Source organism: Mycobacterium sp. IS-2888 (genome assembly GCF_001954215.1).
Taxonomy (GTDB): Bacteria; Actinomycetota; Actinomycetes; order Mycobacteriales; family Mycobacteriaceae; genus Mycobacterium.
Genome location: NZ_MBET01000067.1, coordinates 46,724 through 72,365, shown reverse-complemented (window position 1 = coordinate 72,365; position 25,642 = coordinate 46,724). Strand labels below are relative to the sequence as shown.

General features: G+C 64.1%; 26 protein-coding genes and 1 pseudogene. 16 read left to right on the top strand and 11 right to left on the bottom strand.

Going from position 1 to position 25,642, the window contains the following annotated elements; all coding sequences use genetic code 11:
* Positions 1–74: 74 nt before the first annotated feature.
* The 7 genes from A5745_RS13065 to A5745_RS13035 all read left to right on the top strand — a co-directional run bounded on the left by A5745_RS13065 (position 75) and on the right by A5745_RS13035 (position 6,491).
* Positions 75–1,115: a zinc-binding dehydrogenase gene (locus tag A5745_RS13065; RefSeq protein WP_076116509.1), complete on the top strand. Its 1,041-nt coding sequence runs from the start codon at positions 75–77 to the stop codon at positions 1,113–1,115.
* Positions 1,115–1,522: a nuclear transport factor 2 family protein gene (locus tag A5745_RS13060; RefSeq protein WP_076060550.1), complete on the top strand. Its 408-nt coding sequence runs from the start codon at positions 1,115–1,117 to the stop codon at positions 1,520–1,522. The genes A5745_RS13065 and A5745_RS13060 overlap by 1 nt, the downstream gene beginning before the upstream one ends.
* A complete protein-coding gene (locus tag A5745_RS13055) occupies positions 1,515–2,348 on the top strand; it encodes an SDR family oxidoreductase (RefSeq protein ID WP_076116402.1) in 834 nt (277 codons plus the stop codon). Before A5745_RS13060 ends, A5745_RS13055 begins: the two co-directional genes overlap by 8 nt.
* 8 nt (positions 2,349–2,356) lie before the next feature.
* Entirely contained in the window at positions 2,357–3,310 is a 954-nt protein-coding gene (locus A5745_RS13050; protein ID WP_076116400.1) for an LLM class flavin-dependent oxidoreductase, read from the top strand.
* A gap of 15 nt (positions 3,311–3,325) precedes the next feature.
* Positions 3,326–3,877: a hypothetical protein gene (locus tag A5745_RS13045; RefSeq protein ID WP_076060544.1), complete on the top strand. Its 552-nt coding sequence runs from the start codon at positions 3,326–3,328 to the stop codon at positions 3,875–3,877.
* A 213-nt stretch (positions 3,878–4,090) separates the two neighbouring features.
* Positions 4,091–5,317: a cytochrome P450 gene (locus A5745_RS13040; protein ID WP_076116398.1), complete on the top strand. Its 1,227-nt coding sequence runs from the start codon at positions 4,091–4,093 to the stop codon at positions 5,315–5,317.
* 64 nt (positions 5,318–5,381) lie between these two features.
* Positions 5,382–6,491, top strand: a complete 1,110-nt coding sequence (locus tag A5745_RS13035) for a dihydrodipicolinate reductase (protein WP_254848562.1) — start codon at positions 5,382–5,384, stop codon at positions 6,489–6,491.
* Positions 6,492–6,502: 11 nt separating this feature from the next.
* Here A5745_RS13035 and A5745_RS13030 read toward each other — a convergent pair whose 3' ends face one another.
* Both A5745_RS13030 and A5745_RS13025 read right to left on the bottom strand, forming a co-directional pair.
* A complete protein-coding gene (locus tag A5745_RS13030) occupies positions 6,503–7,735 on the bottom strand; it encodes a CaiB/BaiF CoA-transferase family protein (protein ID WP_076060540.1) in 1,233 nt (410 codons plus the stop codon).
* Positions 7,736–7,867: 132 nt separating this feature from the next.
* Complete coding sequence (locus A5745_RS13025; RefSeq protein ID WP_083662917.1) at positions 7,868–8,398, bottom strand: nuclear transport factor 2 family protein; 531 nt, start codon at positions 8,396–8,398, stop codon at positions 7,868–7,870.
* A gap of 115 nt (positions 8,399–8,513) precedes the next feature.
* On the opposite strand from A5745_RS13025, the gene A5745_RS13020 reads away from it, so the two are divergent.
* Together A5745_RS13020 and A5745_RS13015 are read left to right on the top strand one after the other, a co-directional pair.
* Positions 8,514–10,127, top strand: a complete 1,614-nt coding sequence (locus A5745_RS13020; RefSeq protein WP_076116394.1) for a class I adenylate-forming enzyme family protein — start codon at positions 8,514–8,516, stop codon at positions 10,125–10,127.
* 67 nt (positions 10,128–10,194) lie between these two features.
* A complete protein-coding gene (locus tag A5745_RS13015) occupies positions 10,195–11,274 on the top strand; it encodes a dihydrodipicolinate reductase (protein ID WP_256385476.1) in 1,080 nt (359 codons plus the stop codon).
* Here the strand turns inward: A5745_RS13015 and A5745_RS13010 are convergent.
* Complete coding sequence (locus A5745_RS13010) at positions 11,271–12,053, bottom strand: SDR family NAD(P)-dependent oxidoreductase (protein WP_076116389.1); 783 nt, start codon at positions 12,051–12,053, stop codon at positions 11,271–11,273. The two genes, A5745_RS13015 and A5745_RS13010, sit on opposite strands and share 4 nt — an antisense overlap.
* 85 nt (positions 12,054–12,138) lie before the next feature.
* Here A5745_RS13010 and A5745_RS13005 point away from each other — a divergent pair, with 85 nt between their 5' ends.
* Complete coding sequence (locus tag A5745_RS13005) at positions 12,139–12,951, top strand: mycofactocin-coupled SDR family oxidoreductase (protein ID WP_076116387.1); 813 nt, start codon at positions 12,139–12,141, stop codon at positions 12,949–12,951.
* Positions 12,952–12,975: 24 nt separating this feature from the next.
* Here A5745_RS13005 and A5745_RS13000 read toward each other — a convergent pair whose 3' ends face one another.
* Positions 12,976–14,040 carry a hypothetical protein gene (locus tag A5745_RS13000; protein ID WP_076116384.1) on the bottom strand — a complete coding sequence of 355 codons (1,065 nt, stop codon included), beginning with the start codon at positions 14,038–14,040 and terminating at the stop codon, positions 12,976–12,978.
* A 1-nt stretch (position 14,041) separates the two neighbouring features.
* Complete coding sequence (locus tag A5745_RS24700) at positions 14,042–14,236, bottom strand: SDR family NAD(P)-dependent oxidoreductase (protein ID WP_076116381.1); 195 nt, start codon at positions 14,234–14,236, stop codon at positions 14,042–14,044.
* A 95-nt stretch (positions 14,237–14,331) separates the two neighbouring features.
* Between A5745_RS24700 and A5745_RS12990 the strand changes: the two genes are divergently transcribed.
* A complete protein-coding gene (locus A5745_RS12990) occupies positions 14,332–15,090 on the top strand; it encodes an SDR family oxidoreductase (RefSeq protein ID WP_076116379.1) in 759 nt (252 codons plus the stop codon).
* Between the two features lie 206 nt (positions 15,091–15,296).
* Positions 15,297–16,334, top strand: coding sequence for a dihydrodipicolinate reductase (locus tag A5745_RS12985; protein ID WP_076116377.1), 1,038 nt, complete (start codon positions 15,297–15,299; stop codon positions 16,332–16,334).
* A gap of 130 nt (positions 16,335–16,464) precedes the next feature.
* On the opposite strand, the gene A5745_RS12980 is transcribed toward A5745_RS12985, so the two are convergent.
* Together A5745_RS12980 and A5745_RS12975 are read right to left on the bottom strand one after the other, a co-directional pair.
* Positions 16,465–17,529, bottom strand: a complete 1,065-nt coding sequence (locus A5745_RS12980; RefSeq protein WP_076116374.1) for a dihydrodipicolinate reductase — start codon at positions 17,527–17,529, stop codon at positions 16,465–16,467.
* A gap of 12 nt (positions 17,530–17,541) precedes the next feature.
* Complete coding sequence (locus tag A5745_RS12975) at positions 17,542–18,780, bottom strand: cytochrome P450 (RefSeq protein ID WP_076116372.1); 1,239 nt, start codon at positions 18,778–18,780, stop codon at positions 17,542–17,544.
* 116 nt (positions 18,781–18,896) lie between these two features.
* On the opposite strand from A5745_RS12975, the gene A5745_RS12970 reads away from it, so the two are divergent.
* Positions 18,897–19,970 (top strand): dihydrodipicolinate synthase, encoded by a 1,074-nt coding sequence (locus A5745_RS12970; RefSeq protein ID WP_076116368.1) that lies wholly within the window; start codon positions 18,897–18,899, stop codon positions 19,968–19,970.
* On the opposite strand, the gene A5745_RS12965 is transcribed toward A5745_RS12970, so the two are convergent.
* A complete protein-coding gene (locus tag A5745_RS12965; RefSeq protein ID WP_076116366.1) occupies positions 19,962–21,107 on the bottom strand; it encodes an ABC transporter substrate-binding protein in 1,146 nt (381 codons plus the stop codon). The genes A5745_RS12970 and A5745_RS12965 overlap by 9 nt on opposite strands.
* Before the next feature lie 116 nt (positions 21,108–21,223).
* Here A5745_RS12965 and A5745_RS12960 point away from each other — a divergent pair, with 116 nt between their 5' ends.
* From A5745_RS12960 to A5745_RS12950, 3 genes are all read left to right on the top strand, one after another.
* Positions 21,224–21,856: a TetR/AcrR family transcriptional regulator gene (locus A5745_RS12960; protein WP_076116364.1), complete on the top strand. Its 633-nt coding sequence runs from the start codon at positions 21,224–21,226 to the stop codon at positions 21,854–21,856.
* 221 nt (positions 21,857–22,077) lie between these two features.
* Positions 22,078–22,872, top strand: coding sequence for an SDR family oxidoreductase (locus A5745_RS12955; RefSeq protein ID WP_076116361.1), 795 nt, complete (start codon positions 22,078–22,080; stop codon positions 22,870–22,872).
* Positions 22,873–23,041: 169 nt separating this feature from the next.
* Complete coding sequence (locus tag A5745_RS12950; RefSeq protein ID WP_076116359.1) at positions 23,042–24,205, top strand: NDMA-dependent alcohol dehydrogenase; 1,164 nt, start codon at positions 23,042–23,044, stop codon at positions 24,203–24,205.
* A gap of 57 nt (positions 24,206–24,262) precedes the next feature.
* On the opposite strand, the gene A5745_RS12945 is transcribed toward A5745_RS12950, so the two are convergent.
* The 3 genes and pseudogenes from A5745_RS12945 to A5745_RS25055 all read right to left on the bottom strand — a co-directional run.
* The gene (locus tag A5745_RS12945) at positions 24,263–25,078 is read right to left on the bottom strand and encodes a CoA ester lyase (RefSeq protein ID WP_076116356.1); all 816 of its coding nucleotides are present in this window, start codon (positions 25,076–25,078) and stop codon (positions 24,263–24,265) included.
* Positions 25,075–25,569 carry a MaoC family dehydratase gene (locus A5745_RS12940; protein WP_076116354.1) on the bottom strand — a complete coding sequence of 165 codons (495 nt, stop codon included), beginning with the start codon at positions 25,567–25,569 and terminating at the stop codon, positions 25,075–25,077. Before A5745_RS12940 ends, A5745_RS12945 begins: the two co-directional genes overlap by 4 nt.
* Positions 25,566–25,640: pseudogene (locus A5745_RS25055) on the bottom strand (16S rRNA (guanine(966)-N(2))-methyltransferase RsmD); the annotation flags it as partial. The gene A5745_RS12940 and the pseudogene A5745_RS25055, both read right to left, overlap by 4 nt.
* Positions 25,641–25,642 lie beyond the last annotated feature (2 nt).

The following is a 25,642-nucleotide window of genomic DNA, read 5'->3' as shown; positions in this document are numbered from 1 at the left end:
CGACTCAGTAATCGGATAGAACTTTCTCTAATAGTAGAGATTATCCCATGAGGATGTGAGAGCCAGTGCGTGCCGTGGTGCTGCGGGGCGGTGAGCTTACGGTTCGCGAGACGGCCGATCCCATCCCCGGGCAGGGTGACCTGCTGCTCAGGACGCTCAGCACCGCGATCTGCGCGTCCGATGTGCACTACATGGACCATCCCGAGTTGGCGATCGACGATCCGACGGGCCGCTCGCTCTACGACCCCGACCGCGACATCGTCATGGGGCACGAGTTCGTGGGCGAGGTGATCGGCCATGGCCCCGGATGTAGCGATGCCTTCCCGATCGGGGCCAGGGTGACGTCGATGCCTATCCGGTTGGTTGACGGCGGTGCCGGCGGTTTACGCATCATCGGACAGCACCCCGAGGCCCAGGGCAGTTTCGGTGAGTTGCTCGTCGTACCACAGGCAACGGCGAAGGTGATAGACGGCGCGGTGTCCAGCGATGCGGTCGCTGTCGTCGACGCCTTCGCCGTCGGCGAGTTCTACGTCCGCGCCTCGAACGTGCAGCCCGGCGAGATCCCGATCGTCCTGGGCGCGGGTGCCATCGGGCTGTCCGCGGTCGCTGCGTTGAGCGCGCGCGGGGTTGATCCGATCATCGTGTCCGACTTCAGCGCCGACCGACGCGAACTGGCCCACACGGGGTTCGGCGCGCACGTTCTGGTCGACCCGGCACAGCAGTCGGTGTTCGAGGTCTTCCGCAAGGTTCGCGCCGAACGCCACTTGGCCGGCTCCGCCGTGGTATTCGAATGCGTTGGTGCTGCGGGTCTTATCGACACGATTGTCGCGGAGGCGGAGTTCTCGTCGCGCATCTACTGCGCGGGTGGTTGGTACACCGGCGACACCCTCGACATCACCGCAGCCACCCGAAACGGTCTCACTCTGCAGTTCGGTGGTGGGCCGCTACCGCAGGACTGGTACGGCGTTTTGGACGCGGTGGTCGAGGGGAAGCTGGACCCACTGCCCAGCGTCGGCAAGATCATCGGTCTGGACGAGGTGCCCGCGGCGCTGGAGGCGGCGCGGCGGTCCGAAGGGCCACCCCGCGTCGTGATCCACCCGAACGGTGAGCTCTGATGTCGGACCGCGACGACGTTTTCGACCTCACGGTCCGGTACGCAACGGCAATCGACAGCCGGCAATACTCGCTTCTCACGACGGTTTTCACCGACGATGCGCGCGTCGACTACGGTGTGGTCGGCCAGTGGACCGGTGGCGCAGAGGTGGCACAGTTTATGGAGGCAGCCCACGCCGGCGCGGCGCACACGATCCATCGAATGACCAACCAGGCCATAGCAATAGACACCGACACCGCGACGATCCGCACCTACGTCGACGCACTGATCCTGATGGAGGACGGCTCGGGCGCGAACCCCGTCGGTTACTACGACGACCACGCCGTACGGACGCCGGACGGTTGGCGGATCGACCGTCGTACCTACACCTCGGTTCGGCTCGCTGCAGTGGCGGGCGCCCATGGGTGACATCGCACAGAGATACGGACCGTGGGCGTTGATCGTCGGCGCGTCCGACGGATGCGGCGCGCTGTTCGCCGAGCGGCTGGCACAGGAAGGAGTGAACGTTGCGCTCGTCGCTCGTCGCCAGCACCTTCTCGACACGGTAGCCGATGCAATCCACGAGCGCACCGGTGCCGAAACTCGGACGCTCGCCATCGACCTCACCGAGGCCGACGCTTCGCAGTCCATCATCGACGCCACCGCCGACCTCGAGGTCGGCATGCTGGTCTACTGCGCTGGCGGGGATCCGAATTACCAACCCTTTCTTGCCAATCCGGTATCGGCAGCCGAAGCCCTGCTGCAACGCAACTGCCTGGTGCTGATGCGGTTGTGTCACCACTACGCGGGCCTCATGGTTGAGCGAGGACGAGGCGGCATCGTGAACTTTACTTCGGGTGCTGCGCTGGCCGGTGGCCGAAACATGGTGGCATACGGAGGAACCAAGGCCTTCGACATGGTTTTCACTGAGGGGCTGTGGGCGGAGTTGCACGACAAGGGTGTCGACGTCCTGGGTCTGGTCCTCGGCATGACCGACACACCGGCTCTGCGGCAACTGGAGCTCGAGCGCGGCCGACTCAAATCTGTCGACGAGATTCCCCCGGGTGCGGTGACCGCGGCGAGCGTGGTGGATGAGGCATTCGCCAACCTTGGCAACGGACCGACGATCGCCACGGGCGATGACGTCCGGATGGCGTCTGAACTTTTCAAGTCCATGTCACGCAACGAAGTGGTTCGTCTAATCATGCAGGCAAGTGCCGAAGTCATGGGTTCCGACGCACGGCAACTGGATTAGACAGGGCTATGTTCACCCTTCGCTTCGACATGCGAGCGCCCTCCATCGGAGCGCCGGCCGCCGAGTTGTATGCCGCGGCCAGTGAGATGTCGGCATGGGCCGAGCAGCATGGCTGTATCGCCGTCGTACTGTGCGAACACCACTGCGCAGACGACGGTTACCTGCCGTCCCCGTTGCTGCTCGGCGCGGCCATTGCCGCTCGCACGAAGCAACTGATGCTGAACCTGACGATTTTGCTGCCCTTCTACGATCCGGCACGGCTGGCCGAGGACATGGCCGTGCTGGATCACATCAGCGCGGGCAGAGCCACCTACGTATTCGGAATCGGATATCGCGCCGAGGAATACGACCACTTCGGACTCTCTATGTCCGACCGCGGGAGGCTGGCGGACGAGAAGCTCGGCGTCCTACGCCGCCTCCTTGCCGGCGAAGAGATCGAACGCGGCGGCAGGCGAATGAAGGTCACCCCACGACCGCGCACGCCGGAAGGTCCCATGATGTGCTGGGGCGGTGCCAGCCTGGCGGCCGCCCGGCGTGCTGGACGCAACGGTCTCGGGTTGCTTGCCAACGGCGGAGTGCCCGGAATGCGAGATGCCTACGAAAAAGCGTGCCGCGACAACGGGTTCGAGCCCGGCTTCGTCCTCATCCCCGACCGTGACGCGGCGACCAACTGCTTCGTCGCCGACGACGTCGACGCGGCGTGGGACGAGATCGGCAAGTACCTCCTGCACGACGCAATGGCCTACTCGGAGTGGAACCCCGACAACGCCGTGTCTGCCAACATCACCACCGCCACGACCATCGACGAGCTTCGCAAAACGTCGTCACACGTGATTCTGTCGGTCGACGAAGCGCGAGAACGCATTGCCGCAGGTGAAGTCTTCAACCTCTCGCCGTTATGCGGCGGGATACCGCCCGCGATCGCATGGCCCTATTTAAAGAGATTCGCCGAGCTGCACTAGCCGAAAGGACATGAGATGACCCGGGACCGCGTGGCGCTACACGAAAGGATTGCCTTCGCGAAGTGGGAGGGCTATGCAAAACCGATTGAGCGCGGCCGTCATGTCTCGTTCGGCGAAGAGTTCATCTGGGCACCCGATTCCGTGATGATGAGTCCCCTGTTTAACGACGGTGTCCCGCAGTCGGCCACCGATATGCTCTCCGACGAGGTCGCGGCCGCCATCGCCAAGTATGCGCCGGACGGCGATATTCTCACCCCGGAGTGGCGCATGTGGTGGAAACACATGCCGGACTACCGGCTGATCAGCCCATTCGAATGTGTGGCTGGCGATTGGGGCTTCTCCTCCTGCGACACCTATGCGGGGACACTTCCCGACGGGACCCGGTTGGAACTGCGGGAATGGGACTATATCTGGACCGACGAGAAGGGGCGTATCTCGCGCTGGGACTGGTTTGTCGACTCGGCCGAGTGGAAATCGTTGCTGGCGCTGATCGGGCTCGAGCCCGACGGGCTGACGAGCCAGGAGTACACCATCAACTTCCTGAAGGAGGGCGGCGTGGGGGCCTAGCGCTCCAGCCAGGGGTGTTCGTGATTCGTCAGATCATGTGAAGGACAAGGTCAATCGAGGGCGAGGCCGGCCCGCGCTATTACGTGAGAAGCTCTATTCTTAATATTGTGAAGAGGTGTTTACGCGCACTAGCGCACAGAGACTACGACCGCTGAACTGACCGGCCACATGACTCAAGATCACGTGGCGCACATGTAAACGTAAAGGAGGGGAATGAACGATCAATCCCGCACGTCTCCGGGATCCGTTCACTTCGATCCCTTCTCGGATGAATTCTTCAACGATCCGTTCGAGACTTACCGCCAACTACGCGATCGGGCGCCGGTCTACCACAGCACGCAGTACGACTTCTGGGCCCTTTCCCGCTATGAGGATGTCGCGCCCGCGATGCGTGATCACGAAACATATTCCTCGGCGAAGGGAGTGACCCTCGATCATTTCATCGATCCTGACGCGATGGTCCCGCACGGGGTGATCATCATGATGGACCCTCCGCAGCACACCAGAATGCGGTCGCTGGTGAACAAGGTATTCACCCCCCGTGCAATCGCCAAGCTCGAGCCGATGATCCGGAATGTGATCGAAACAATCGCGCAGACCATCGATGTCACGTCGTTCGACATGGTCGAGGACTTCTCGGCGCTGTTCCCCGTCGAGATCATCACCACGATGCTGGGGGTGCCGCCGGACGGTCGCCAGCAGATCCGGCACTGGCTCGATGCGCTGCTGGAACGCGAGCCGGGAAACATCAGCACGACGCCGCACGGCCGCGAGTCGGCGGTGACCATGTGGAGGTATTACTACGACCTTGTCGTCGAGAAACGCGCCAACCCGCAAGACGACATGATTTCGCGGCTCACCCAGGTCGAGGTCGAACGCGATGACGGCACCATGACCCGCCTTGACGACACGGAGATTTCGGCCTTTGCGTCGATGCTCGGCGGTGCGGGCGCCGAGACGGTGACCAAGCTGGTCGCCAGCGCCGCAGTGGTGTTTGCCCGACACCAGGACCAATGGCAGGCACTAAGGCGAGACCGAAGCCTCATCCCCGCCGCCTTCGAAGAGCTGCTGCGTTACGAGGGACCATCGCAATACGACATCCGTTGGAGCAAAGTCGATGTCGAGCTTCATGGCACAGTGATACCCAAGCACAGGCCGGTGATGCTCATCAATGGTTCGGCCACCAGGGACGAGCGTGCGTTCGTCGATGCCGATCGCTTCGACATCTATCGTCGGCACTCCGGCCACAACCTCGGATTCGGCTACGGAATACACAGCTGTCTCGGCGCGGCACTGGCGCGCATGGAGGGCCGCATTGCCATCGATGTCCTGTTGGACTTGATCCCCGAGTTCGAGGTAGACGTCGCGGGCCTGCAACGGGTCAAGATGCCGAATGTCTTCGGTTGGGGACGCGTACCCGTGCGTGCGGTAGCGCAATGATCCGCCGTAACCGTGGAGCACGACGACGTCGGCTCCTGGCACAACGCACATAGGAGATTGAACGGTGGCAATTGAGAAATCTGGAAGGTATCGCGTTGTTCACGTAGGTACGGGACTGACCGGGAAGGAGGCACTCCGGGCAATCATCAATGATCCGGCGCTGGAACTCGTCGGTGTCAAAGTTTCCACGGCCGAGAAGGCCGGAGTCGACGCGGGTCGCCTGTGTGGCGGAGCGGATGTCGGTATATCGGCAACCGACGACCTCGACGCGGTGCTGGCTCTCACGCCGGACTGTGTTACCTACTGTGCCACGGCCGTCCGGCGCGAGAACGATGCAATTGCCGACATCGTCACCTACCTCGAGGCGGGGATCAACGTTGTGACGATCTCGACGATCCCGATGGTCTACCCGCCTGCGGCGCCGCCGGAGTGGCGCGCGGCCGTAGAAGCCGCAGCGGCAAAGGGTAATTCGACTTTCTACGCCACCGGCGCCGAGCCGGGTTTCATCAGCCTTAACATCCCTACCGCCCTGCTTGCCGGCGCCGGAGTCATCGAGTCCTATCGGATGGACGAATACGCGATCGACCTCGACAAGTCCTATCCCATTTGGGATGTCCTGCACGAATCCATGGGGTTTGGAAAGCCAGACGGGCACGTGCCCGCTCGAATCGCGTCGGGCAAGGTTAACCACGATTGGGAGACCGTGGTGCGCTACATCGCCGACATCCTCGGTCTGGAGCTAGACGGAGTTGAACTGGATTGGGAAACGTTGCTCGCACCAACGGATCTGGAAACGGCAATCAGCGTGATTCCGGAAGGGACGATTTGCGCGCACCGTTGGCAGCTCGCCGGCGTCATCGATGGTCGGCCAGTGGTCGCGGTGCAGTATTTCGCAACGGTGAGTTCCACACCCTGGCCGCAGCGATGGCCGAGGCCGTCGAGGGACGACCAAGGTGGCATGGTCATCCGGGTCGAGGGACGGCCCAGCATGTGTTTGGAGCTGTACTTCGAGCAATCGGCCTCGGATCGGGTCAATCCGGGTGTCGCGGTGACAGCGCTGGCTGCGGTCAACTCCATACCCGAGGTCGTAGGGGCGGCACCTGGCGTACTCGCGAATCCCTTGGCGGGACCGGCAATCGTGAGCAGGCAATCGCGAACGAGCGACTTCGTGTGACGTCGTCGCGCTCATAGGATCGCTCCGGTCTCCTTGTAACCCTCGATCGTGTCCCAGTCGAAGCCTGCCTCCATCAACAGTTCTTCGGTGTGCTGGCCGTGCTCGGGCGCCCCCGGCGGGACAACGGCCTGTTCGTCGAACTGGACGGGATTGGTGGGCAGCGAGTACGACGCACCATTCATCGTTGCGGTTCTGGCGATATAGCCATTCGCGGTCACCGCCGGGTCGTGACACAGCTCCCCCGGCGTCTGCACCACGCCCCAGGCGCCGGAAAGATCTGCGAGCGCTTCTCGCCATTCGGCGAGTGTGCGTTGGGCAAACGCGTTGTCCATCAATGCAATGAGTTCCGCTCGGTGGGCGAATCGCGTTGCCGCATCAGCGAATCGCTCGTCATCGATCAGTTGGGGCAGGCCGATCGCGCGCATGGCTTCAGGGTAGAACTTCTCGAGTTGCAGCATCATCAGCTGGACGTAGCGGTCATCCTTGGTGCGATAGGTTCCCACCAAGGGATTGGGTGCGTCGGCGTGGCTGTACTTCGGAATGGATGTGCCGCCGTGGATCTGGCTCACGGCGACATCGGGGCTAAGGTTCCAGGCCGCCAGCCCGAGGAGGGAAACATCAACGACCGACCCCTGGCCGGTGGTGGCCTTCTTGTACAGCGCGGCCGCGATCCCGCCCGCGATCGTCATGCCTCCGAGCAGGTCTCCGAAGGCCGGCCGGGAGCGGACCAGCTCGTCACCGTCTTCGGTAAGCATGGTTGCGATTCCGCCGCGCGCCCAGTAGGAGACTCCGTCATAGCCGGGTTTGTCGGCATCGGGCCCCTTCGGACCGTGGCCCGACCCGCGGACGTACACGATGCTGGGGTTAGCGGCTCTGATGTCGTCGACGTCGATGCCCATTTTCTTGCGCCGGCTGGGCAGATAGCTGGTGAGGAACACATCGCAGGTCGCGGCCAGCTTGCGGATAACCTCTTGGCCGCCGGGAGTACGGAGATCGACGCCGATCGACTTCTTCCCCCGATTGGGTATCTCGATCATGTAGTTGACCGTGCCGCCGCCCTCGTCGACGATGCCCATCGTGACCAGTCCACGCTGCGGGTCACCGCCGTCACGCGGCTCGACCTTGATGACCTCGGCCCCCCACTCCGCCAGGACGGCGCCGGCCGACGGCACGAAGGTCCACGCGGCGACCTCCAGCACACGCACGCCGCTGAGTACTTTGTCGACGGAAATGACGGCCTCCATTGGTCGCGGTGGGATGGGTGCGAGCGCACCACCAGGTCAGCAACGGCGATAACGCCTGTTTGCATTGTTTGAGAATGTCAGTTCTATGCGGTTTTGTAAACCGCGCCGACCACAGGCAACCCGGGCCTAGTGCTACGGACGTGCCGACAGCCGTTCGGGCAGCGCCGGATCCCCTTCGGCCCAAAATGCCTGCCAAGTCGGCATGCGTTGGGGCATGGCGGCGCGCAACGGAATGTCAGCCGGCCAGCGCATGAACTCCGGCCCCGGGCGCTCCGTCACATCGACTGAGTACCAGGGATGCTCCCGCCGCTTCACGAAACACCACTGGCCATCGCGGCGCTCGTAGACGTCGTCATATCGCATCGTGATCACGTACCATCCATCACCGTCTTCGTGTTCGGCGCGGCAGTAGACCGATCCGATCGCGTGCTCGGCGTCGACGAAGTCAAACTGGTGGCCGCAGATCAGGTGGATGCTGCGGTAGAACCGCCGAAGCACACGGTCATACCAACATTTCAACGCATCCCTGCCACGGCCCTCCGCGCCTGCGTCCACATCGTCGACGAACAACGCCACCAGCGTGTCGAGATCGCGGGCGTCGAGGGCCATCGCATATTTGCTGGGCAGCTGACTGATCGCGAGGTTCGATTCGACACGGTCCAATCTGTCGCCGGCCATCGCGCTCCGCAGTTCTGTGGCCATGGCGGATATTGTAAGCGGAGGCCGGTGGTTGAGAACCGGTGTTACCGTTTTCCGGAAATCCTACTATCCTGCGCTCATGCCCTTTCCGAAGATCTCACCCACGATTCCCGCACTGGTGAGATTTAGTGCAGCACGCTTCGGAGACAAGGCTTTCCTTATCGCCGACGGCCAGGTATTGACCTATGCCGATCTCGATCGGCGCTCGGCTGCACTGGCGACTGCCCTGTTGGCGCAGGGCATCGGCAAGGGCGATCATGTCGGAATCCTGATGCCCAACAGCGTCGACTGGGCGCTGGCCTGGTTTGCCACCACACGTATTGGGGCGGTGGCCGTTCCACTCAACACGTTCTACAGGGCGTCCGAACTGGCCTGGACTGCGCGTCATGCCGACCTGAAGACGATCCTCGCCTGGTCGCGATTCCGCAATCAGGACTTCCTCGCCCTCCTTGAGGAGGCGCTGCCGGGATTGGCCGATGAGCGCGAGCCGGACCGCATCGCGGTTCGCGGAGCCCCGTTCCTGCGGACGGTCGCGGTGTGGGGAGCAGCATCCGATCGCGCCTGGACGACGACGATCGAGGCCGATCGCCCGATGTCGCTTCGCGACACCGACTTTCTGGTTGACGTCGAATCGTGTGTAACACCGGCCGATGACGCGATGATCATCTACACCTCAGGCAGCACAGGCGACCCCAAGGGACCCGTGCACAGCCAGGGCACACTGGTCCGCCACACCTACAACCTCACGTTCATGTACGCCGTCACCCAGGACGACGTGATGTTCACCTCCATGCCCTTCTTCTGGGTAGGCGGGCTGATCACCGGATTGCACGCGGTGATCCACCACGGCGCGACCCTGGTCACCCAGCCCGCGTTCGACGCGGCAGAGGCGTTGGAACTCATGGAGCGCCACCACGCGACCATCGCGCTGGGCTGGCCGCAGCAGGGCAAGGCGCTGGCCGAACATCCCGACTTCGCCACACGCGATCTGAGTTCGGTGCACCGCACCAGCATGCCGGCGATGGTGCCACCGGAGCGTCAGCCCAAGGGCTCGAGCGGCCTGGGAATGAGCGAGCTGTGCGGCAATCACCTGGGCATCGACCCGTATCTGCCGCAGTCGCCCGATCGGTCCGAAATCGGCGGCCCACCAATTGAAGGGCTGCACCATCTGATCGCCGACCCCGACACCGGACAGCCGGCGCCCGTTGGCGCGCAAGGCGAAATATGGGTTCGCGGGTACTCGTTGATGCAACGCTTGCACAAGCGCGAGCGGGAAGAGGTGTTCACCCCGGACGGCTACTACCGGACCGGCGACTGCGGCGTCGAGTACGACGACGGTTGGATCAGGTTCACCGGACGCTTGGGCGACCTGATCAAGACGGGCGGTGGCACCAACGTCACACCCGGCGAAGTCGAACTGGCACTGGCCGAGTGCGACGGCGTACTCGAGGCGTACGTGGTCGGCGCCGAGAGCGATAACGGGACGGTGGTCGCCGCGGCGGTGGTGCCCCGAGGCGAATCGACACTCAATGGCGAATCTCTGCGAGAGCAACTGCGCGCGCGCCTCTCGGCGTACAAGGTGCCGAAGTTCATCTGGGTCACCACAAAACAGGACCTCCCTTTCACCGCGACCGGGAAGGTGAAGAAGTCGGAATTGGCGCGGCAGCTCAGCGGGCTGTTGTCCGCCCGCTAAGGGCCGAATTCATCGCTTCCGATCCCCGATCTGTAGCCAAGAAGCACCGAGCGAAGGAGCAAGGCCCGTGCCAGACAAAGTGTTACGCGTAGCGGTCATATCGACAGGCGGTGTGGGCAGCATCGCGGTGCGGGCGATTCACCGCCGAGCACACCTCGACCTGGTCGGGGTGTGGGTGCACAGTCCCGAGAAGACGGGCCGCGATGCCGGTGAGATCGTCGGCCTTGGCCCCATCGGCGTGACGACCACATCCGACCTCGACGACATCATCAAGCTCAGGCCGGACTGCGTGGTCTACGCGGCTTTGGGCGCCGACATGGATGCGGCCGCAGTCCCCGACTATGTCCGTTTTCTGAAGGCCGGCATCAACGTCGTCACGACCAACACACCGGGAATGATGTTTCCCGACAGATGGATTCCCGATCTGGCAGATCAAGTGCGCGCGGCGGCGCTCGCCGGCGGCGTCACGATATACACCTCGGGTATCGAACCGGGTTTCGCCGGCGATCAGTTCGCCGTCATGCTGTCGACCCTGTCCAACACCATCCGATCGGTCCGCGCGCAGGAGATCATCGATTACTCGGCCTACCCCAATGAGTACTCGATGTTCGACGCGATGGGCTTCGGTCGTCCGTTGGACTTCACGCCGCTGCTCGAGCTGGAAGGCGCACAGCGGTTCGCCTGGGGACCACCGATAGGTCTGGTGGCACGAGCCCTTGGCGTCGAGCTCGACGAGGTGACCGAACGTTACGAGCGGGCGATCACGCCACGCGACCTCCACGTGGCGTGCGGGTTGATCCCTGCCGGCACGTGTGGGGCGGTGCGCGCCGAGACGACCGGGGTGGTCAACGGCCATCCGGTGATCACCATCGAACACATCAACCGCATGGCCCCCGATCTCGCACCCGAATGGGCGTCGGCGCCGCACGGCACTTACCGCATCATCATCGAGGGCGAGCCACACATCCACTGCGATCTTCGTTTTGGTACCGAACCGACCGCGAAGTCAGCGAACGACGATGCCATGGAGGCGACAGCCATGCGCGTGGTCAACGCCATCCCGTACGTTGTCGATGCCGCCCCGGGCATCGCCACCTCGCTGGATCTGCCGATCACCGCGCCCCGCGACGCATTGGATTTCAGCTAAACGGTGAACATCGGGCCACGCGGCGCACCCCGTACCTCGTTGCCACCGTCGATCGCGAAACTCTGCCCCGTCATCCAACTGGACTCGGGACCTGCGAGATACCGAACGCCGGGCGCGATATCGTCGGATACCCCAAGCCGGCCCAACGGAACTCGCTCCAGAAAGCTTTTCGTCAGCTCCTCTAGGTGGATGTAACCCTGAGTCGTCGCCGCCTCGGTCAAGCCCGGCCGGACGGCGTTGACGCGAATTCCTTTCGGCCCGAGTTCGGATGCCGCCACCCGGATCATCATCTCGAGCGCGGCCTTGCCGGCCGAGTAGTGCCCCAGTCCCTCCATCGGGATCTTCGACGACGTCGACGAGATGAACACGATCGACCCGCCGTTCGTCATCAGCGGCGCCGAGTAGCGCATCGCCAGGAAATTGGACCGCAGATTGCCCATGACGAAGTTGGTGAAGGTCTCAAGGTCCTGCTCGATCAACGGACCTGTGCCCCCGACGGCCACCGTACCGAGGACGATGTCCAGCCGCCCGTTGACGTCAAAGGCCGACTGGGCGGCTGCCGCGACGGTCGCCTCGTCCTGCGGATCGCCCTTCTGGAGCACGATTTCGGCCTCCGGAGCTACGGCGAGGATGCCCTCGCGGGTCGCTTCCAGGCGCGTGCTCGACCTACCGAGCAGGTATAGCGTGGCACCGTCGGCGGCCAACAGCCGGGCGCTCGCCTGAGCGATTCCGGCCGAGGCGCCCAGAATGAACGCGGTCTGTCCGTCAAGTACACCCATGCGATCGTAGAATACTCATTCTCAGCCAAAGATAAAGGAAGTTCTCGTAAGCGGCGTACTGATGTAGCGTACCTGTGTGCCAGACATGACCGGCAAGGTTGTATTCATTACGGGGGCCGCCCGCGGCCAGGGCCGTGCCCACGCCGTGAGGTTGAGCGCCGACGGCGCCGACACCATCCTCGTCGACATCGCGGGCCCACTGCCGCCAAGCGTCCCATACGATTCGGCCAGCCCCGAGGAGTTGGCCGAAACCGCCGACCTCGTCGCTGCGAACGGCAGGCGCGCCGTTACCGCCATCGTCGACACCCGCGATTACGACGGGTTGTGCGCCGCGGTCGACAAGGGCGTAGCCGAACTCGGCCGGCTCGACGTGATCGTCGCCAACGCCGGCATCTGCTGTCCGGCTCCTTGGGACCAGGTCTCCCCCAGCGATTTTCAGGACACCATCAACATCAACCTGGTCGGCACTTGGAACACGGTGATGGCCGGAGCCAAGCACATCATTGCCGGTGGGCGGGGCGGGTCGATCATTCTCATCGGATCGGTGGCGGGGATAAAGATGGAGCCCTTCATGGTGGCCTATACGGCGAGCAAACACGGCGTCACCGGGCTCGCCAAATCCTTCGCCGTCGAACTCGGCCGCTACGACATCCGGGTGAACAGCCTGCACCCGGGATCGGTCGCGACGCCGATGGGTAGCGGCCGGATGATGGAGGCAATGCAGCACGCCGCCGAGTCGTACTCTCACCCTCAGTACGGCTTCAGCAAACAACTCCTACCCAACGCGGTGACGATGCCCGAGGATGTCGCCAACGCGGTCGCGTGGCTGGCCTCCGATGAGTCGAAATTTGTTACCGCAGCAGCGATCTCAGTGGACGTCGGGGTCACCCAGGCATAGCGAGTCGAGCAACGAGTTCGTGGTTCACTCGTAGAAGGGTCCCGGCTTGCCCGATTCCCGAAGATGCCCGTACGGGTCGTACACCTTGAGATTCGGATACGGGTTCTGCTCGTAAGCGGGTTCGGACAGTCCCGCGGCCCGCAGCCCGGACAGCACCGCCAGCGGCGTCGCGAACGACACGAGACCTATGGCAACCGAGACTAGGAGCTGTCGCGTCAGCGTGATCCCGCTGCCGTCCCGACGCGCCGGAAGCCAGCGAGCGACCCGGTCGATCAGCACCAGCTCGCCGTCTTCCCCGCGGACGCACATGACGGCGACCATGCCGAAGATTATTGAGTCATACACCGCCATGATTAGCGGGAAATAGACATGGCCGATTCGCAGTACAGGCCCGACGGCTTCGGTATAGAAGAAGATGCCGAAACGCATCCAGGTGAACTGGATCATCCCGTTAATGGGGATCGCGACGATTGTCGCGCCTATGAACACCGCAATCAGTCGATGGCGGGCGAGCCAACCCATGCGCCGCATCAGCGGGTCGATAAACCGGTCGTGCAATTGCAGGAAAGCCAGGCCGTTGAGGAGGTAGTACGCGGCGTAACCGCCGAGGAACGCCAGCGCCGGCTCTAGGTTCGGCGAGATGTTCACATACGGCCATGACAGCGGGAAGTGCAGCATGCGCGGGTCGAAGATCGCGAACGTCGCCCAGTTGGCCAACGGATCCAGCGCCCCGGTGATCAGGCCCGCAAACGCGATCACCACCGCCCAGTGCACCTTGCGCCGTCTCACCGAAAGCCACACCAGCGTTGCGACCAGACCGATCGCCATCGGAATCGAACTCAGGGCAACCGCAAGCGGCCAGTTATCGAAGCCGAGGAATGGCGGATAGGGCGTCGGGCCGGGGTTTGGGTTGGTGATCCGCGAATCCCCGTGAGTGCCCGATTGCATGGTCGCGACGGTCACGACCGCGAAGACCAGATAGGCGACGATGAAAAGTCCCCATCCGAACCACGACGACGACCGCGACCCGCTCCCTTCGGTCGGCCCGGTGGAGGTCGAATCGGCCTGTGAGTCAACGGTATTCGTCATCTCACGGCCTCACCGGAGACGTAGTGCGGCCCCAGGCCGCGATTCTTCTCTCACCGACGCTATCGCCATCAACGCTTTCGAGCGCGACGACTGACGCACCGAGGTCGGCGAACGCCGAGACAGTGGCCCGCCCGATGCCCGCTCCGCCGCCGGTGACGAGCACGACCTTGCCTTCGAAATCGAGAGGATCGATCACGTGGCCTCCTCATATTTCGCCGGGCGCTACCCTCGCCGAGAATAGTAATTCTCTCATGCAAGAATCTGCCTAACTTCGGCGCAAAGGAAACGGTAATGAGCGAGCGGCACTCCAATCTCGAGGGCACGCGGATGCTGATCATCGGAGCGTCCTCCGGCATCGGACGGGCGTTGGCCGTTGCCGCACATTCCAGGGGCGCCTCCGTGGCGCTCGCGGCGCGGCGGAAGGACGTCCTATCGGAACTGGCCGACGGGCTCGACGGAACCGCACACGAATTGGACGTATCTGACCCGCGCGCGATCGAATCCGTCATCGGCGACGTCGCCGACAAGTTTGGTGGGCTCGATGCAGTGGTGTTCACGAGTGCCGTGGTGCCATTCGCACTGATCGAAGAGACCGATGTGGAGACCTGGCTGCATGCATACGCCGTGAACGCCGTCGGCGCGTCGCACGTGCTGCGCGTCGCCCAACCCCACCTGAGCGACAACGCGGTAGTGGTTGTCGCGTCGAGTCACGACGTCGGCCGGCCCCGCGCCGGTGTGGCCGCCTACCACGCGAGCAAGGCCGCGCTCGACGAGATCCTGCGGTCATGGCGGGCCGAACATCCCGACCTCGCCGTGATCCGGGTCAGCGTCGGTCCCACCGAAGGCACCGAGATCCTGAGGGGCGCCGACCGCGACCTGCTAGCCGAGCTGTATCGAGCCTGGGCGTTGGAAGGTCAGATTCCGGCCAAGATGTCCGCGGTCGCGGACGTGGCCAATGCGATGCTTTCCCTGATTTCAATCTCACGCGCGAACCCCTCCGTGGTCAGCGAGATCGTGCATCTGGCGCCCAGAGTCATCAAGGACCAGTAGGCCTTCGGCAGCAAAGGGGCCATCGGCCCTTCCTTCCCCGGCGACCTAGCGAGTCCGAGAATGTGACCTAATAAGAATCGAGAATAATCGTTATCAATGTGGAAGGGTGGGCATGCCGCTATGGTGCGAAGGGAGCCCAGAAATTGACCGCGCATTCCCGACGGCTTCGAGTCATTCAGTGGGCGACCGGGGCTGTGGGCACTGAGATGATCAGCACGATCCTCGACCATCGGCCCGATCTCGAATTGGTCGGGGCACGGGTGTATTCCGACTTCAAAGATGGTGTCGACGTCGGGACGCTGGCCGACCGGAGCCCGATCGGCGTAACCGCCACCACCGATGTCGCCGAAATTCTGGCGACGGACGCCGACATCGTGCTCTACGCACCATCTTTCACAAGCCTCGACGATGTGTGCGCGCTGTTGGAGAGCGGAAAGAACGTCGCGACGGTCTCGTTCCTGTTCCACCCCCGGCGCATCGGCGAAGCCGACCGCCGGCGGTTGCTGGCGGCATGCAAGAAGGGCAACAGCACGATCCACGCCAGCGGTCTCAACCCGGGCAACCTGTCCGGCGTGCTGCCGCTGGCCCTTTCCGGGATGAGCCGCACCATCGACCGGTTCACCCTGCAGGAGCGCGCCGACTGGTCGCTGTGGGAAAGCACTGGAATCACCTTCGACGGAATGTGGTTCGGGCGACCTCCCGAGGACATCACCCCCACGGCTAACGAGTTCCTGACCTTTAATACCGCTCTGTTCACCCAGCAGACCTGGTTCATCGCCGACACCTTGAACGCCGCGATCGACGATGTCACGGTCACCGTCGACGCGGTACCGGCGACGAAGGACTTCCAGATCTTCGACCATCAGGTGCGCGCCGGCACGACCGCCGGTCAGCGCTGGAACTTTGTTGGACACCGCAACGGCGAGCCGCTCATCGAGTTCGAGACGCTGTGGACGGTCGGCGGCGAATACCCCAAGCATTGGCCGACACCGGAAGACGGCTGGACCCTCACGCTCGAAGGGGACCCGTCCATGCGGGTGCATTTCTTCTGCCTGGCCAGCTACACGCGGCCGGCGTCGGTCGAGGAGCATGTGCGGGCTGGGCTTGTCGCCGTTGCGATGCAGGTCGTCAATGCCATACCCGCGATATGTTCCGCGCCCACGGGTTTCGCCACGATGGCGGACCTGCCGCTGGTCCGCAGCTATACGGGTTTTGGCGACGGGCCCATCGTCGTCAGAGACTGACGCGGTGGAAGTGAGCGCCTGGGCGTCGGCGGTCAGGAACCCGCGCCTGACGCAAACGGTGTCGCGGTGAACGCATACTCCATCTCCTCGAAGATGCTGCCTGGCACGAATACCCTCGAAAGATGCCCGGCTACGTTGTGGGCACGGCGCCGCGTTCGGTCCAGTGCGCGACGAACGGAGTGATCGTTGAGAGGTCGTAAAGCCCCGGCTCAGCCGCAATCACGGCCGGGATGGCGTTGATGGCATGCATGGCGGTTGCCAGGCAACCCTGCTCGGCGTGATCCTCGTCGTGGGAGCCGATCACGAGATGGAAACTCATGTTGGGCCTGCCCTCGAAAGTCACCGCATAACCGATATCGGTCGGCCAGTCGGGGGCCAGATCGTCGGCCATCCTGGTGAGATGCTCTACCGCGATCGTGGTTTCGCCGCAGTCGACCACCACACCAAATCGCATGGCGCCCACGGTTCCCGCGGGAATCTCCCCGGCCGCCACCGTCAGCGCCCTCGGTGTCGTCGCGACCTCACGGAAGCCCTCGACGGAGCGGATTTCCAGCCCCAGGGCCTGCGCGAGCACCGTCGCGCTGCCGATCCAGGCGCTCGCGGCGTAGTCGGTGTTGGTCAGCAGCGGCATCGTGTCGTCCGGTGCGTGACCAAAACCCATAGCATTGAAAATCAGGTCGTGGCTGGCGTATGTCGAGTAGTTCAGCACCTCCCGCACATTGATGCGGCTGGTGCGCTCGGTCAGCCGCGACAGGATCGGCGCCAGCGACTCACCGACGAATCCCGGGTACAGGCCCAGCCCGAGAAACGAGGAACCGCCCGCCCTGCAGGCCCTTTCGATGCCGTCGGCCAGGGATTCGTGCAGCGACCGGGGATGGATGAACCGGCTGCCGGTGGCCACCACGTTCTTGCCCGAAGCCAGCAAGTCGCAGACATCGGCGAAACAGCCGGGCGTGTCGGTTTCGACCTTTCCCATGTACAGCACGACGTCGGCGTCGGTGGCGATCACGGCGTCGCGGTCGGCAGAGGTCAGCACACCCGCATCGGGAGCCCCGCACAGGGTGCCCGCGTCGACGCCGGCTTTCGCCGGGTCGTACACACGCACGGCGACCAATTCCAGATCCGGCCGGCTCAAGACGTGACGCAGCGACATCATGCCGGTCACCCCGGTCGCCCATTGGATCACGCGAGTCATATCAGGCGAACCTCAATCCCATACCACGTCCAGCCGCGGCGGCGACCGGAACATCGTGCCGCTCACATAGGGCGGCGGGGCGTCGGGATCGAGCCGCAGGCCCGGAAGTTGGTCAAAGAGCGCGTTGAAGAACTTGGTGCTCTCCAACCGTGCCAAGTGCATTCCCAGGCATAGATGGGCTCCGTGACCAAACCCGATGTGCGGCTTTCGTTCCCGAAAGATATTGAAGGACTCGGCGTCCACCCAGCGCGTCTCGTCATGGTTGGCACTGCCGAGGTTCACCATCATGGTCGATCCCTTCGGGATGTCCAGCCCGAAGAATTCGGTGTCGGTGCTGACCTCCCGGATGAAGTTCAGCAGCGGCGTCTCCCACCGGATGCCCTCCTCGATCGCCTGCGGCAACAGGCTGCGGTCGGCGCGCACCGCGTCCAGTTGGTCGGTGTGGGTCAGCAATCCCAACGCAAGGCTGGCGGTCGATCGCGACGTGGTCTCCGCTCCTGCCGGCAGAAGATTGCGCATGAATCCGTAGATCTGCTCGTCGGACATCTTGACGCCGTCGATCTCGGCCTGCGACAGGATGGTCACCATGTCGTCCTTCGGCGACTTGCGCCGGTCGGCGAGCACGCCGACGAAGTACTCCTTCATCTCCGCCGACGCTTTCATGGCGGTCTCCATGTCGGCACGAAAGCCGAGCAGGTCGATCGCCAGCCGGTGAAACTCTCCGATATCTGATTCGGGCAATCCGAGAAGCGCCGCGATGACCCGCACCGGGATCGGCATGAACACCGCGTCGACCAAGTCGGCACGCTTGTCGTCGCGGAACTTCGCGATCGTGCGATCCACCAGGGGCCCCACCAGTTCGGAGTCCCAACGTTTCATCGAGGACTTGGCGAAGGCGAACTCGTGCAACCGGCGGTAAGTGGCGTGCTCCGGCTCCTGCATCTCCAGGATGGTCGGTCCCTGTAGCGGCCGCACCATGTCTTCGTAGATTCGCGTGCTGAAGGTGCGATTGTCGGTGAACACGGCTTTGACGGCGTCGAACGAGTACGCCGTGAAGGTCTTCTTGCCCGCCGGCCCGTCCTCAGGGACGCCCATCTCCGGCCAGCCTGGGTGGACGGGCGCCTTGCTGCGCAGTTCGCGCAGCAGCGGATAGGGCGTCGCGTCGCCGTCGGCACCCATTCCGGCGTTGAACTTCTCCTGCGCCTCGCGGATGCGCTGCTCGACGTCCTCAGTAACCACCGGCTCGACCAACTGCCACCTCGCGTACGCTCGATCAACCTACATGCTGTCGGTTGCAAACGTACATCATGTAGGTTGAATGAACCAGAAGACCTGTAAACCGCGAAAGCACAACCTGGAGAATTCGATTGGCTATTCGAGTCGCTCAATGGGCGACGGGCGCGGTTGGTCGCGCGGCGCTGCAGGAGCTCATCGAGAATCCTCATTATCAACTGGTCGGCGTGCTGGTCTACGACCCGGAGAAGGCTGGCCTCGACGCCGGTGCTCTGTGCGGGCTGCCGCCGACGACCGGGGTGATCGCCACGTCGGACAAGGACGAGATCATCGGCCTGGGCGCCGACGTCGTCGTGCACGCGGCTAGCAAGGCGCACGCGATTGAAACGAACGCCGAGGACATCTGCCGCCTGCTCGAGGCGGGCAGCACCGTCATCACCACGACGTCGTACAACCATTTGCCCACCTACGGCGCGGAAACCGAGTCGGCGTTCCTCGCCGCCTGCCGACGGGGCGGGTCACGGTTTCACGCCGCGGGCGAGAACCCCGGTTTCATGTTCGAGCGCCTGGTCGCCACAGTCACGGGGCTAAGCAAGACCATCGACCGGATCGACCTCTATGAAGCCACCGACGTTTCTGTCGTCGACAGCCGGCCGATGCTCGTCGACCTCATGGGCATGGGCAGGCCACCCGAAGACGTCACCGTCGATTCCCCGATCATCAAGAAGCTCGACATGGCCTACCGCCAGGCGCTCAACGCCACAGCCGACGTCCTCGGGATCACCCTGTCGCACATCGACGTGACGGTCGACGCGACCACGCTGCCTCATGACATCGAGGTCCTCGCGGGCACGATCGAGGCGGGAACGGTTGTCGGGCAGCGGTTCTCGTGGACGGGTCACTGGTCGGGTCGCGCGCTGCTGGCCATCCACGAGGAGTGGGTGCTCACCCGCGGCCTTCCCCAGTGGAATATGGCACCGCTGGCGCCCGGCGAGAAGGCGCCGCTCATCCGCGCGGTCATCAAAGGCCAGCCGAACTTCGAATTGCAGCTCGACGTCGGATCCGATGCTTCAGCGCCGGCGGGCCAGCACGCCATCCCGGGTCACCTGATGATCGCGATGAGCGCGGTTCGCGCCATCCCCTACGTGCTTGCCCAACCGCCCGGCATCGTGACCGCGTCGGTGTTCGGTGCGATCCAACTAGCGTGAGCCGAGTGCGACCGCGCGTGCGATATGGTCGCTGGGCGCCGCATGGAACACGTGTGCAGTGCCGTCAGCCAGCACCCGTCGGGCCACGAGATAGTCCGAACCCATCCAGCCCTGCCGGATGAACCGGCCGAACCGCAAGAACGTCCCCGGGGCGCCGCTGGCCGACGGGACGAGCTTCACCTGCTCCATCCCGTTCTTCACACCCTCTCCGGTGAGCGGGCGCGCCGCGGCGATAGCGCGCACGATCACGGTGGCCGCGTCGTGCGACAAGCCCGGCATCGAATGTCGGGGCCGGCGTCCGTATCGGGCCTCGAACCGGTCGAGGAACGCCTGCCCGACGGTATTGCGCTCGTCGTAGCTGTCGAGACCGATCCAGCCGGACAGGTGCCGCATCCACTCCGCGTTGATGTGGGCCATTTCGAAGGCCGTCGTCGTGTACCGCGGCGGATCCCAGCCCCTAGCTAGAAGCGCATCCGTAAAGCCCCACAGACCGTGCCCGAACCCGACGTGCACGAGCGCGTCGGGATCCGACGCGCGCAGCGCTGCCACCGCTTCAGTCTTGTCGGCCTCCACCTGCGGAATCGCCACGGTCGCAACGACATTCAAACCGGCTGCGTCGTAGGCTTTCTGAGCGAAGGCGAGGTACTCCTTGCCGATCAGCGATGACTCGTAGGCAATCGCGATCCGCGACCGGCCGTCGCCGATCATCACCGCGGCCAGCATCACCGGCTCCTCGGCCATCGAACCGTTGTTCAGCGCGAAGCACCACTCGCCGAGCGCACCCTCCGAACCTGAGAGGGTGACTATCGGAACCCGCGCGGTAGCCTCCACGTGCGAACGCAGGGGCACCACGTTGTCCGACACCCACGGCCCGTAGATCGCCAGACACCCCTCCGCCACAAGCTCGTCGAAGGCCCGCTCGACCGCGAGGTAGGTTCCGTTGGGCAGGCCGACCACGTTGCGGGTGACGAGTTCGATCGGCCGGTCGATCAGCCCCGAGGATACGGCTTCATCCATCACCAGCCGCAGCGCATCGATGCTGTCGTTGTCGGTGTCGCCAGTGGTCGGATAATCGTTGAGCAAGCCAACTTTCAGCGGAGCGACCGAACCGTATGCGCGAACCTCGTCGTCTGCCATAGCGGCAACATACCGGATGAAGGTTGTCCCACCGACCACGGATCTCGCCGTGCTCTGAGAAAAAGAACCAGCCGGGCCACTCAACATTCAATCTGAATGTTGCTACGATCGCCGGCATGGCGAAGCGCGGTGGGGCGGACGACGAGCGGAGGGCCCGAGGGGAGCGGACTCGTCTGGACCTCATCGACGCGGGTCGCGAACTCTTCGTGGAATACGGATTCTTCAACACGAGCATCAGCGACATCGTGACCAAGTCGGGCGTCGGGACTCGGGGCGCGTTCTACCACCACTTCAAGGACAAGGCCGAGCTGTTCAGGGCCGTGTTCGAAGACGTCGAGAACGACCTCACGCTTCGGTCCATCGCTGCTCCCCCGCCGGGGGCAGACCCCTGGGAGCGGCTCACGAGGGGTCTGCACGGATTCCTCGAAGCGGCACAGGAGCCCGCAGTGCAGCGGGTGATACTCGTCGACGGACCGGTGGTACTGGGCTGGCAAACCCTACGCAAAATCCAGGAGGGCAACAGCATCGCCCTCATCAACGACGTGGTCCGCGAGGCGATTGCTGAAGGAATCATCGACGACCAGCCCGTCGGGGAGCTCACGCATATGATCGTCGCCGCGCTCGAGGAGGCCTCGCTTCTGGTGGCGCATGCCGCAAACCCCAGCAGGGCGCGCCGGCGGGCCGCCAAAATCCTCGACCGTCTCCTGCTCTCATTTGCCGTCGAGCCCCAAAAAGTCCTGCGGCGGTGATCCTGGTGCAGTGCTTAACGACCATCATCACCGTTTCTGGAAATAATGATTTCCGTACAGCGGAATAGGTGCTCTAACTTTCTGATAACCTCACTCTCAACTCAGTGCGAGGAGACCCATGCAGCCTGAAGACATGATCCTGGTGAGCGTCGACGACCAGTTGGTGGATCCTCCCAAACGCACCGCCGGCGCGACCCTCGGCTCCATCGGCGCCAAACTCGATGTCTGACAAGGTAGAAAGGCAATTGCGCGTCGCGGTCGTCGGCGCCTCGTCTGGCCTCGGCCGATGCATCGGCGCCGGGCTTGCCCAGCGGGGTGCGCACGTCGCCCTGCTGGCGCGTCGATACGACAGGTTGGTCGACGCCGCCAAGGAAGCCGGCAACGGTGCGGTGGCAGTCGCCTGCGACGTCACCGTAACCGGCAATTGCCAGCAGGCGATCTCCGAGGTGGTTGGCGCGCTCGGTGGCCTCGACGCCCTGGTGTACACGACCGGCATGGGCGTGCTCGCACCATTGCGTGAAGTGACCCCAGAACAATGGGCGCAGTTGTTCGCCACCAACGTCACCGGCGCGTCGCTCATCACCGCTGCCGCCGCGCCACACCTGGCCGCGGCGGCCGGCTCGGCCGTGTACCTCTCGTCGCTGAGCGCGTCCTACACGACTCCGTGGCCGCTGCTCGGAGCATACGCGGTTACCAAGGGCGCGCTGGACAAACTCGTCGAGGCCTGGCGTATCGAACATCCGGAGATCGGCTTCACCCGTCTGGCCGTGGGCGACAGCCTCGGCGGCACCGGCGACGCGCAGACCGAGTTCAACAAGAGCTGGGATCCCGACGTTCTCGAGTCAGCCATCAAGTTCTGGATGGAGAACAAATACATGCAGGGCGGTCTAGTTGACGCCGAGCATCTGACCGAAGTCGTCAATGCCGTCATCCGCTGCGGCAATAGCAGTTTCATTCCCTCCCTGACCCTGGCCCCGCGTGCCTCCGACGTGGTGAAGGAACTCCGGCAATGGTGAATCACGAATCACGAATCCGTCATCGGGTCCCCAAGCATCTTTCCGGGAGCCATGAGAAGCGGTCCGGTGGCGGCCGGCAGTGCGGCATGACGGGCCTCGAAATCTTCACCGACACACAGACCGTCGGCCGGCAGGCCTCCTGACCTGGCTCCGCAACGAAAGGGACACGATGCAATCCAAGGCAGCGGTATTGCGCGGTGTCGGCGTGGACTGGGAAGTCACCGAAGTACAACTCGATCCACCGCACGCAGGTGAAGTTCTGGTCAAGATGGCCTACGCGGGAATCTGTCACTCCGACGAGCACTTCTACACCGGCGACAGCGTGCCGACCGCAGAGATGGAAGAGATGATGCGGGCCGCAGGCCTTCCGGTGCCCGAATGGTTCCCCATGCTCGGCGGCCACGAGGGTTCCGGCGTCGTCGAAGCTGTCGGACCAGAGGTCACCACGCTGAGACCCGGCGATCACGTTGCCATCTCGTTCCTGCCCGCTTGCGGTAACTGCAGATGGTGCGCTAGTGGCCATAGCTACTTGTGCGATGTGGGTGCCGACATCTACAGCAAGGCGATGACCACCGACGGCACAACGCGTCGCCACCTCGGAGACGAGGATCTCATGGCGATGATGCAGGTCGGCACTTTCTCCGAGTACGTGGTGGCGTCCGAGCGCTCATTGGTCAAAGTCCATGACTGGATCCCCCTGGAGGCCGCCTCCCTAGTGTCATGCGGTGTGACAACGGGATTCGGTTCCGGCTCGGTCGCAGCAGGCACCGAACCGGGCGACACCGTCGTGGTCGTCGGTGTCGGCGGAATCGGAATGAATGCCGTGCAGGGCGCGAAGGTCGCAGGTGCAAAGCACATTATCGCGGTGGACCCAAGCGAATTCAAACGTGACGCCGCACCGACGTTCGGCGCCACGCACACCGCGGTTGACACCGCCGCCGCACTGGAACTGGTCAAGGACATCACGTGGGGTGTCATGGCCGACCGGGTCGTTCTCACTCCCGGCGTCGTACCCGTGGACATGGTGTTGATGGCGATGATGTTGTTGCGCAAGGGCGGAACCTGTGTGCTGACCGGAATGGCGAAAGTCACCGACATGATGGTGCCGATGATCCTCGGCGATATGGTCAATTCCTGCAAGACCTTCAAAGGCGTGCTCTACGGCGAGATGAATCCGCGGGAGGCCATGCCGAAGCTGCTGTCTATGTACGAGGCAGGGCTTATCAAACTCGATGAGCTGGTCACTCAGAAGTACAAGCTCGACGACATCAACGAAGCCATGAAAGACCTTCGCGCGGGCAAAAACATCCGCGGTGTCATCGCATTCGAGTGATCGGATGGGCTGCGCTGCGGCTAGGGTGAATCGGCGAAGTTAGGTGCGTGTGAATTCTCAGGCGAGCTCGCCGGCCCGCCGCAGCATCATTTCCGCGTGCTTGAGCACCGGCGAGTCGACCATCTGGCCTTCGAACGCGAACACCCCGCGCTCGGTCCGCGCGGCCGCCAAAACCCTTCGCGCCCAGTCCAGCTTCTCCTCGCTGGGGCGATACGCCTCCCGCACCACCGGGATCTGGGTCGGATGGATGCACACAGTTCCTCCGAAGCCCACCGCGACGGCATCGTCCGCCTCGGCCCGCAGGCCTTCGATGTCGCCGATGTCCAAATGCACGGCGTCGAGCGCGATCCGGCCGAACGCGGACGCCGCGAGCAGGATCGTCGACCGAACGTGGCGGGCGACGTCCCGATAGGTGCCGTCGGGCCGACGGCTGGAGCTGCCGCCCAGCGTGGCGACGAGGTCCTCGGCCCCCCACATCATCGCCACGGTGCCCTCGGCCGCGGCGATTTCGGCGGCGAACACCGCGCCTCGCGGGGTTTCCACCAGCGCCACGACCTCACGCGGCGCGAGCGCGGTCACCTGCGCGGCCGATTCGGTCTTGGACAGCATCACGGCCGTGTAAGCGGTCTCGGCCAGGGCATCGAGATCGCGGGCATGCTCATCGGTGCCCGCGGCGTTGATGCGCACCACGGTGCGCTCGGGGTCCAGCGGGGTCTCGCGCAGGGCCTTGCGGGCCGCGGGCTTGTCGCCCTCGGCAACGCCGTCCTCGAGGTCGAGGATCACCACGTCGGCGGCGGCCGCGGCCTTCGCAAAACGCTCGGGCCGGTCGGCCGGGCAGAACAGCCACGCCGGGCCGGCGGCGCGCAGGTTCATTGCGTCTCCTCGGCGGGCCGTTTCTGTACGAGCGTGGTGCGCACCGCGCGCGCGACGACATCGCCGTCCTGGTTGCGCCCGGTGTGCTCGAGGGTGACGATGCCTTCGCGGGGCCGGCTCTTCGATTCGCGCTTGCCGGTGCACACGGTCTCGGCGTAGAGGGTGTCGCCGTGGAAGACGGGCTTAGGGAACGACACCTCGGAGAAGCCGAGGTTGGCCACGATGGTGCCCAGCGTCAGCTGCGCAACCGACAGCCCGACCAGCGTCGAGAGGGTGAACATCGAGTTCACCAGGCGCTCACCGCGAAAGCCGGGCTGCTCGGCCGCCCAGGCCGCGTCGAGATGCAGGGATTGGGTGTTCATGGTCAGCGTGGTGAACAACACGTTGTCGGCCTCGGTGACGGTGCGGCCGGGCCGATGCAGGTATGTCGTGCCGATCTCGAATTCCTCGAACCACAAGCCCCGCTGGACAATTGACTTGCCTTCGGTCATGCGCGCCGCTCCTCCTCATCGCTCCGTCCCCCGCAAGCGGGAGGTGCCCCCACTGCATCGTCGCCGGCGCGGG

Bases quoted from the DNA above. Each gene is read 5' to 3' on its own strand.
- A5745_RS13060 (WP_076060550.1), top strand. From the start codon at position 1,115: ATGTCGGACCGCGACGACGTTTTCGACCTCACGGTCCGGTACGCAACG.
- A5745_RS13055 (WP_076116402.1), top strand. From the start codon at position 1,515: ATGGGTGACATCGCACAGAGATACGGACCGTGGGCGTTGATCGTCGGC.
- A5745_RS13050 (WP_076116400.1), top strand. From the start codon at position 2,357: ATGTTCACCCTTCGCTTCGACATGCGAGCGCCCTCCATCGGAGCGCCG.
- A5745_RS13045 (WP_076060544.1), top strand. From the start codon at position 3,326: ATGACCCGGGACCGCGTGGCGCTACACGAAAGGATTGCCTTCGCGAAG.
- A5745_RS13040 (WP_076116398.1), top strand. From the start codon at position 4,091: ATGAACGATCAATCCCGCACGTCTCCGGGATCCGTTCACTTCGATCCC.
- A5745_RS13030 (WP_076060540.1), bottom strand. From the start codon at position 7,735: ATGGAGGCCGTCATTTCCGTCGACAAAGTACTCAGCGGCGTGCGTGTG.
- A5745_RS13020 (WP_076116394.1), top strand. From the start codon at position 8,514: ATGCCCTTTCCGAAGATCTCACCCACGATTCCCGCACTGGTGAGATTT.
- A5745_RS13010 (WP_076116389.1), bottom strand. From the start codon at position 12,053: ATGGGTGTACTTGACGGACAGACCGCGTTCATTCTGGGCGCCTCGGCC.
- A5745_RS13005 (WP_076116387.1), top strand. From the start codon at position 12,139: ATGACCGGCAAGGTTGTATTCATTACGGGGGCCGCCCGCGGCCAGGGC.
- A5745_RS13000 (WP_076116384.1), bottom strand. From the start codon at position 14,040: ATGACGAATACCGTTGACTCACAGGCCGATTCGACCTCCACCGGGCCG.
- A5745_RS12990 (WP_076116379.1), top strand. From the start codon at position 14,332: ATGAGCGAGCGGCACTCCAATCTCGAGGGCACGCGGATGCTGATCATC.
- A5745_RS12985 (WP_076116377.1), top strand. From the start codon at position 15,297: ATGATCAGCACGATCCTCGACCATCGGCCCGATCTCGAATTGGTCGGG.
- A5745_RS12980 (WP_076116374.1), bottom strand. From the start codon at position 17,529: ATGACTCGCGTGATCCAATGGGCGACCGGGGTGACCGGCATGATGTCG.
- A5745_RS12965 (WP_076116366.1), bottom strand. From the start codon at position 21,107: ATGGCAGACGACGAGGTTCGCGCATACGGTTCGGTCGCTCCGCTGAAA.
- A5745_RS12960 (WP_076116364.1), top strand. From the start codon at position 21,224: ATGGCGAAGCGCGGTGGGGCGGACGACGAGCGGAGGGCCCGAGGGGAG.
- A5745_RS12955 (WP_076116361.1), top strand. From the start codon at position 22,078: ATGTCTGACAAGGTAGAAAGGCAATTGCGCGTCGCGGTCGTCGGCGCC.
- A5745_RS12950 (WP_076116359.1), top strand. From the start codon at position 23,042: ATGCAATCCAAGGCAGCGGTATTGCGCGGTGTCGGCGTGGACTGGGAA.
- A5745_RS12945 (WP_076116356.1), bottom strand. From the start codon at position 25,078: ATGAACCTGCGCGCCGCCGGCCCGGCGTGGCTGTTCTGCCCGGCCGAC.
- A5745_RS12940 (WP_076116354.1), bottom strand. From the start codon at position 25,569: ATGACCGAAGGCAAGTCAATTGTCCAGCGGGGCTTGTGGTTCGAGGAA.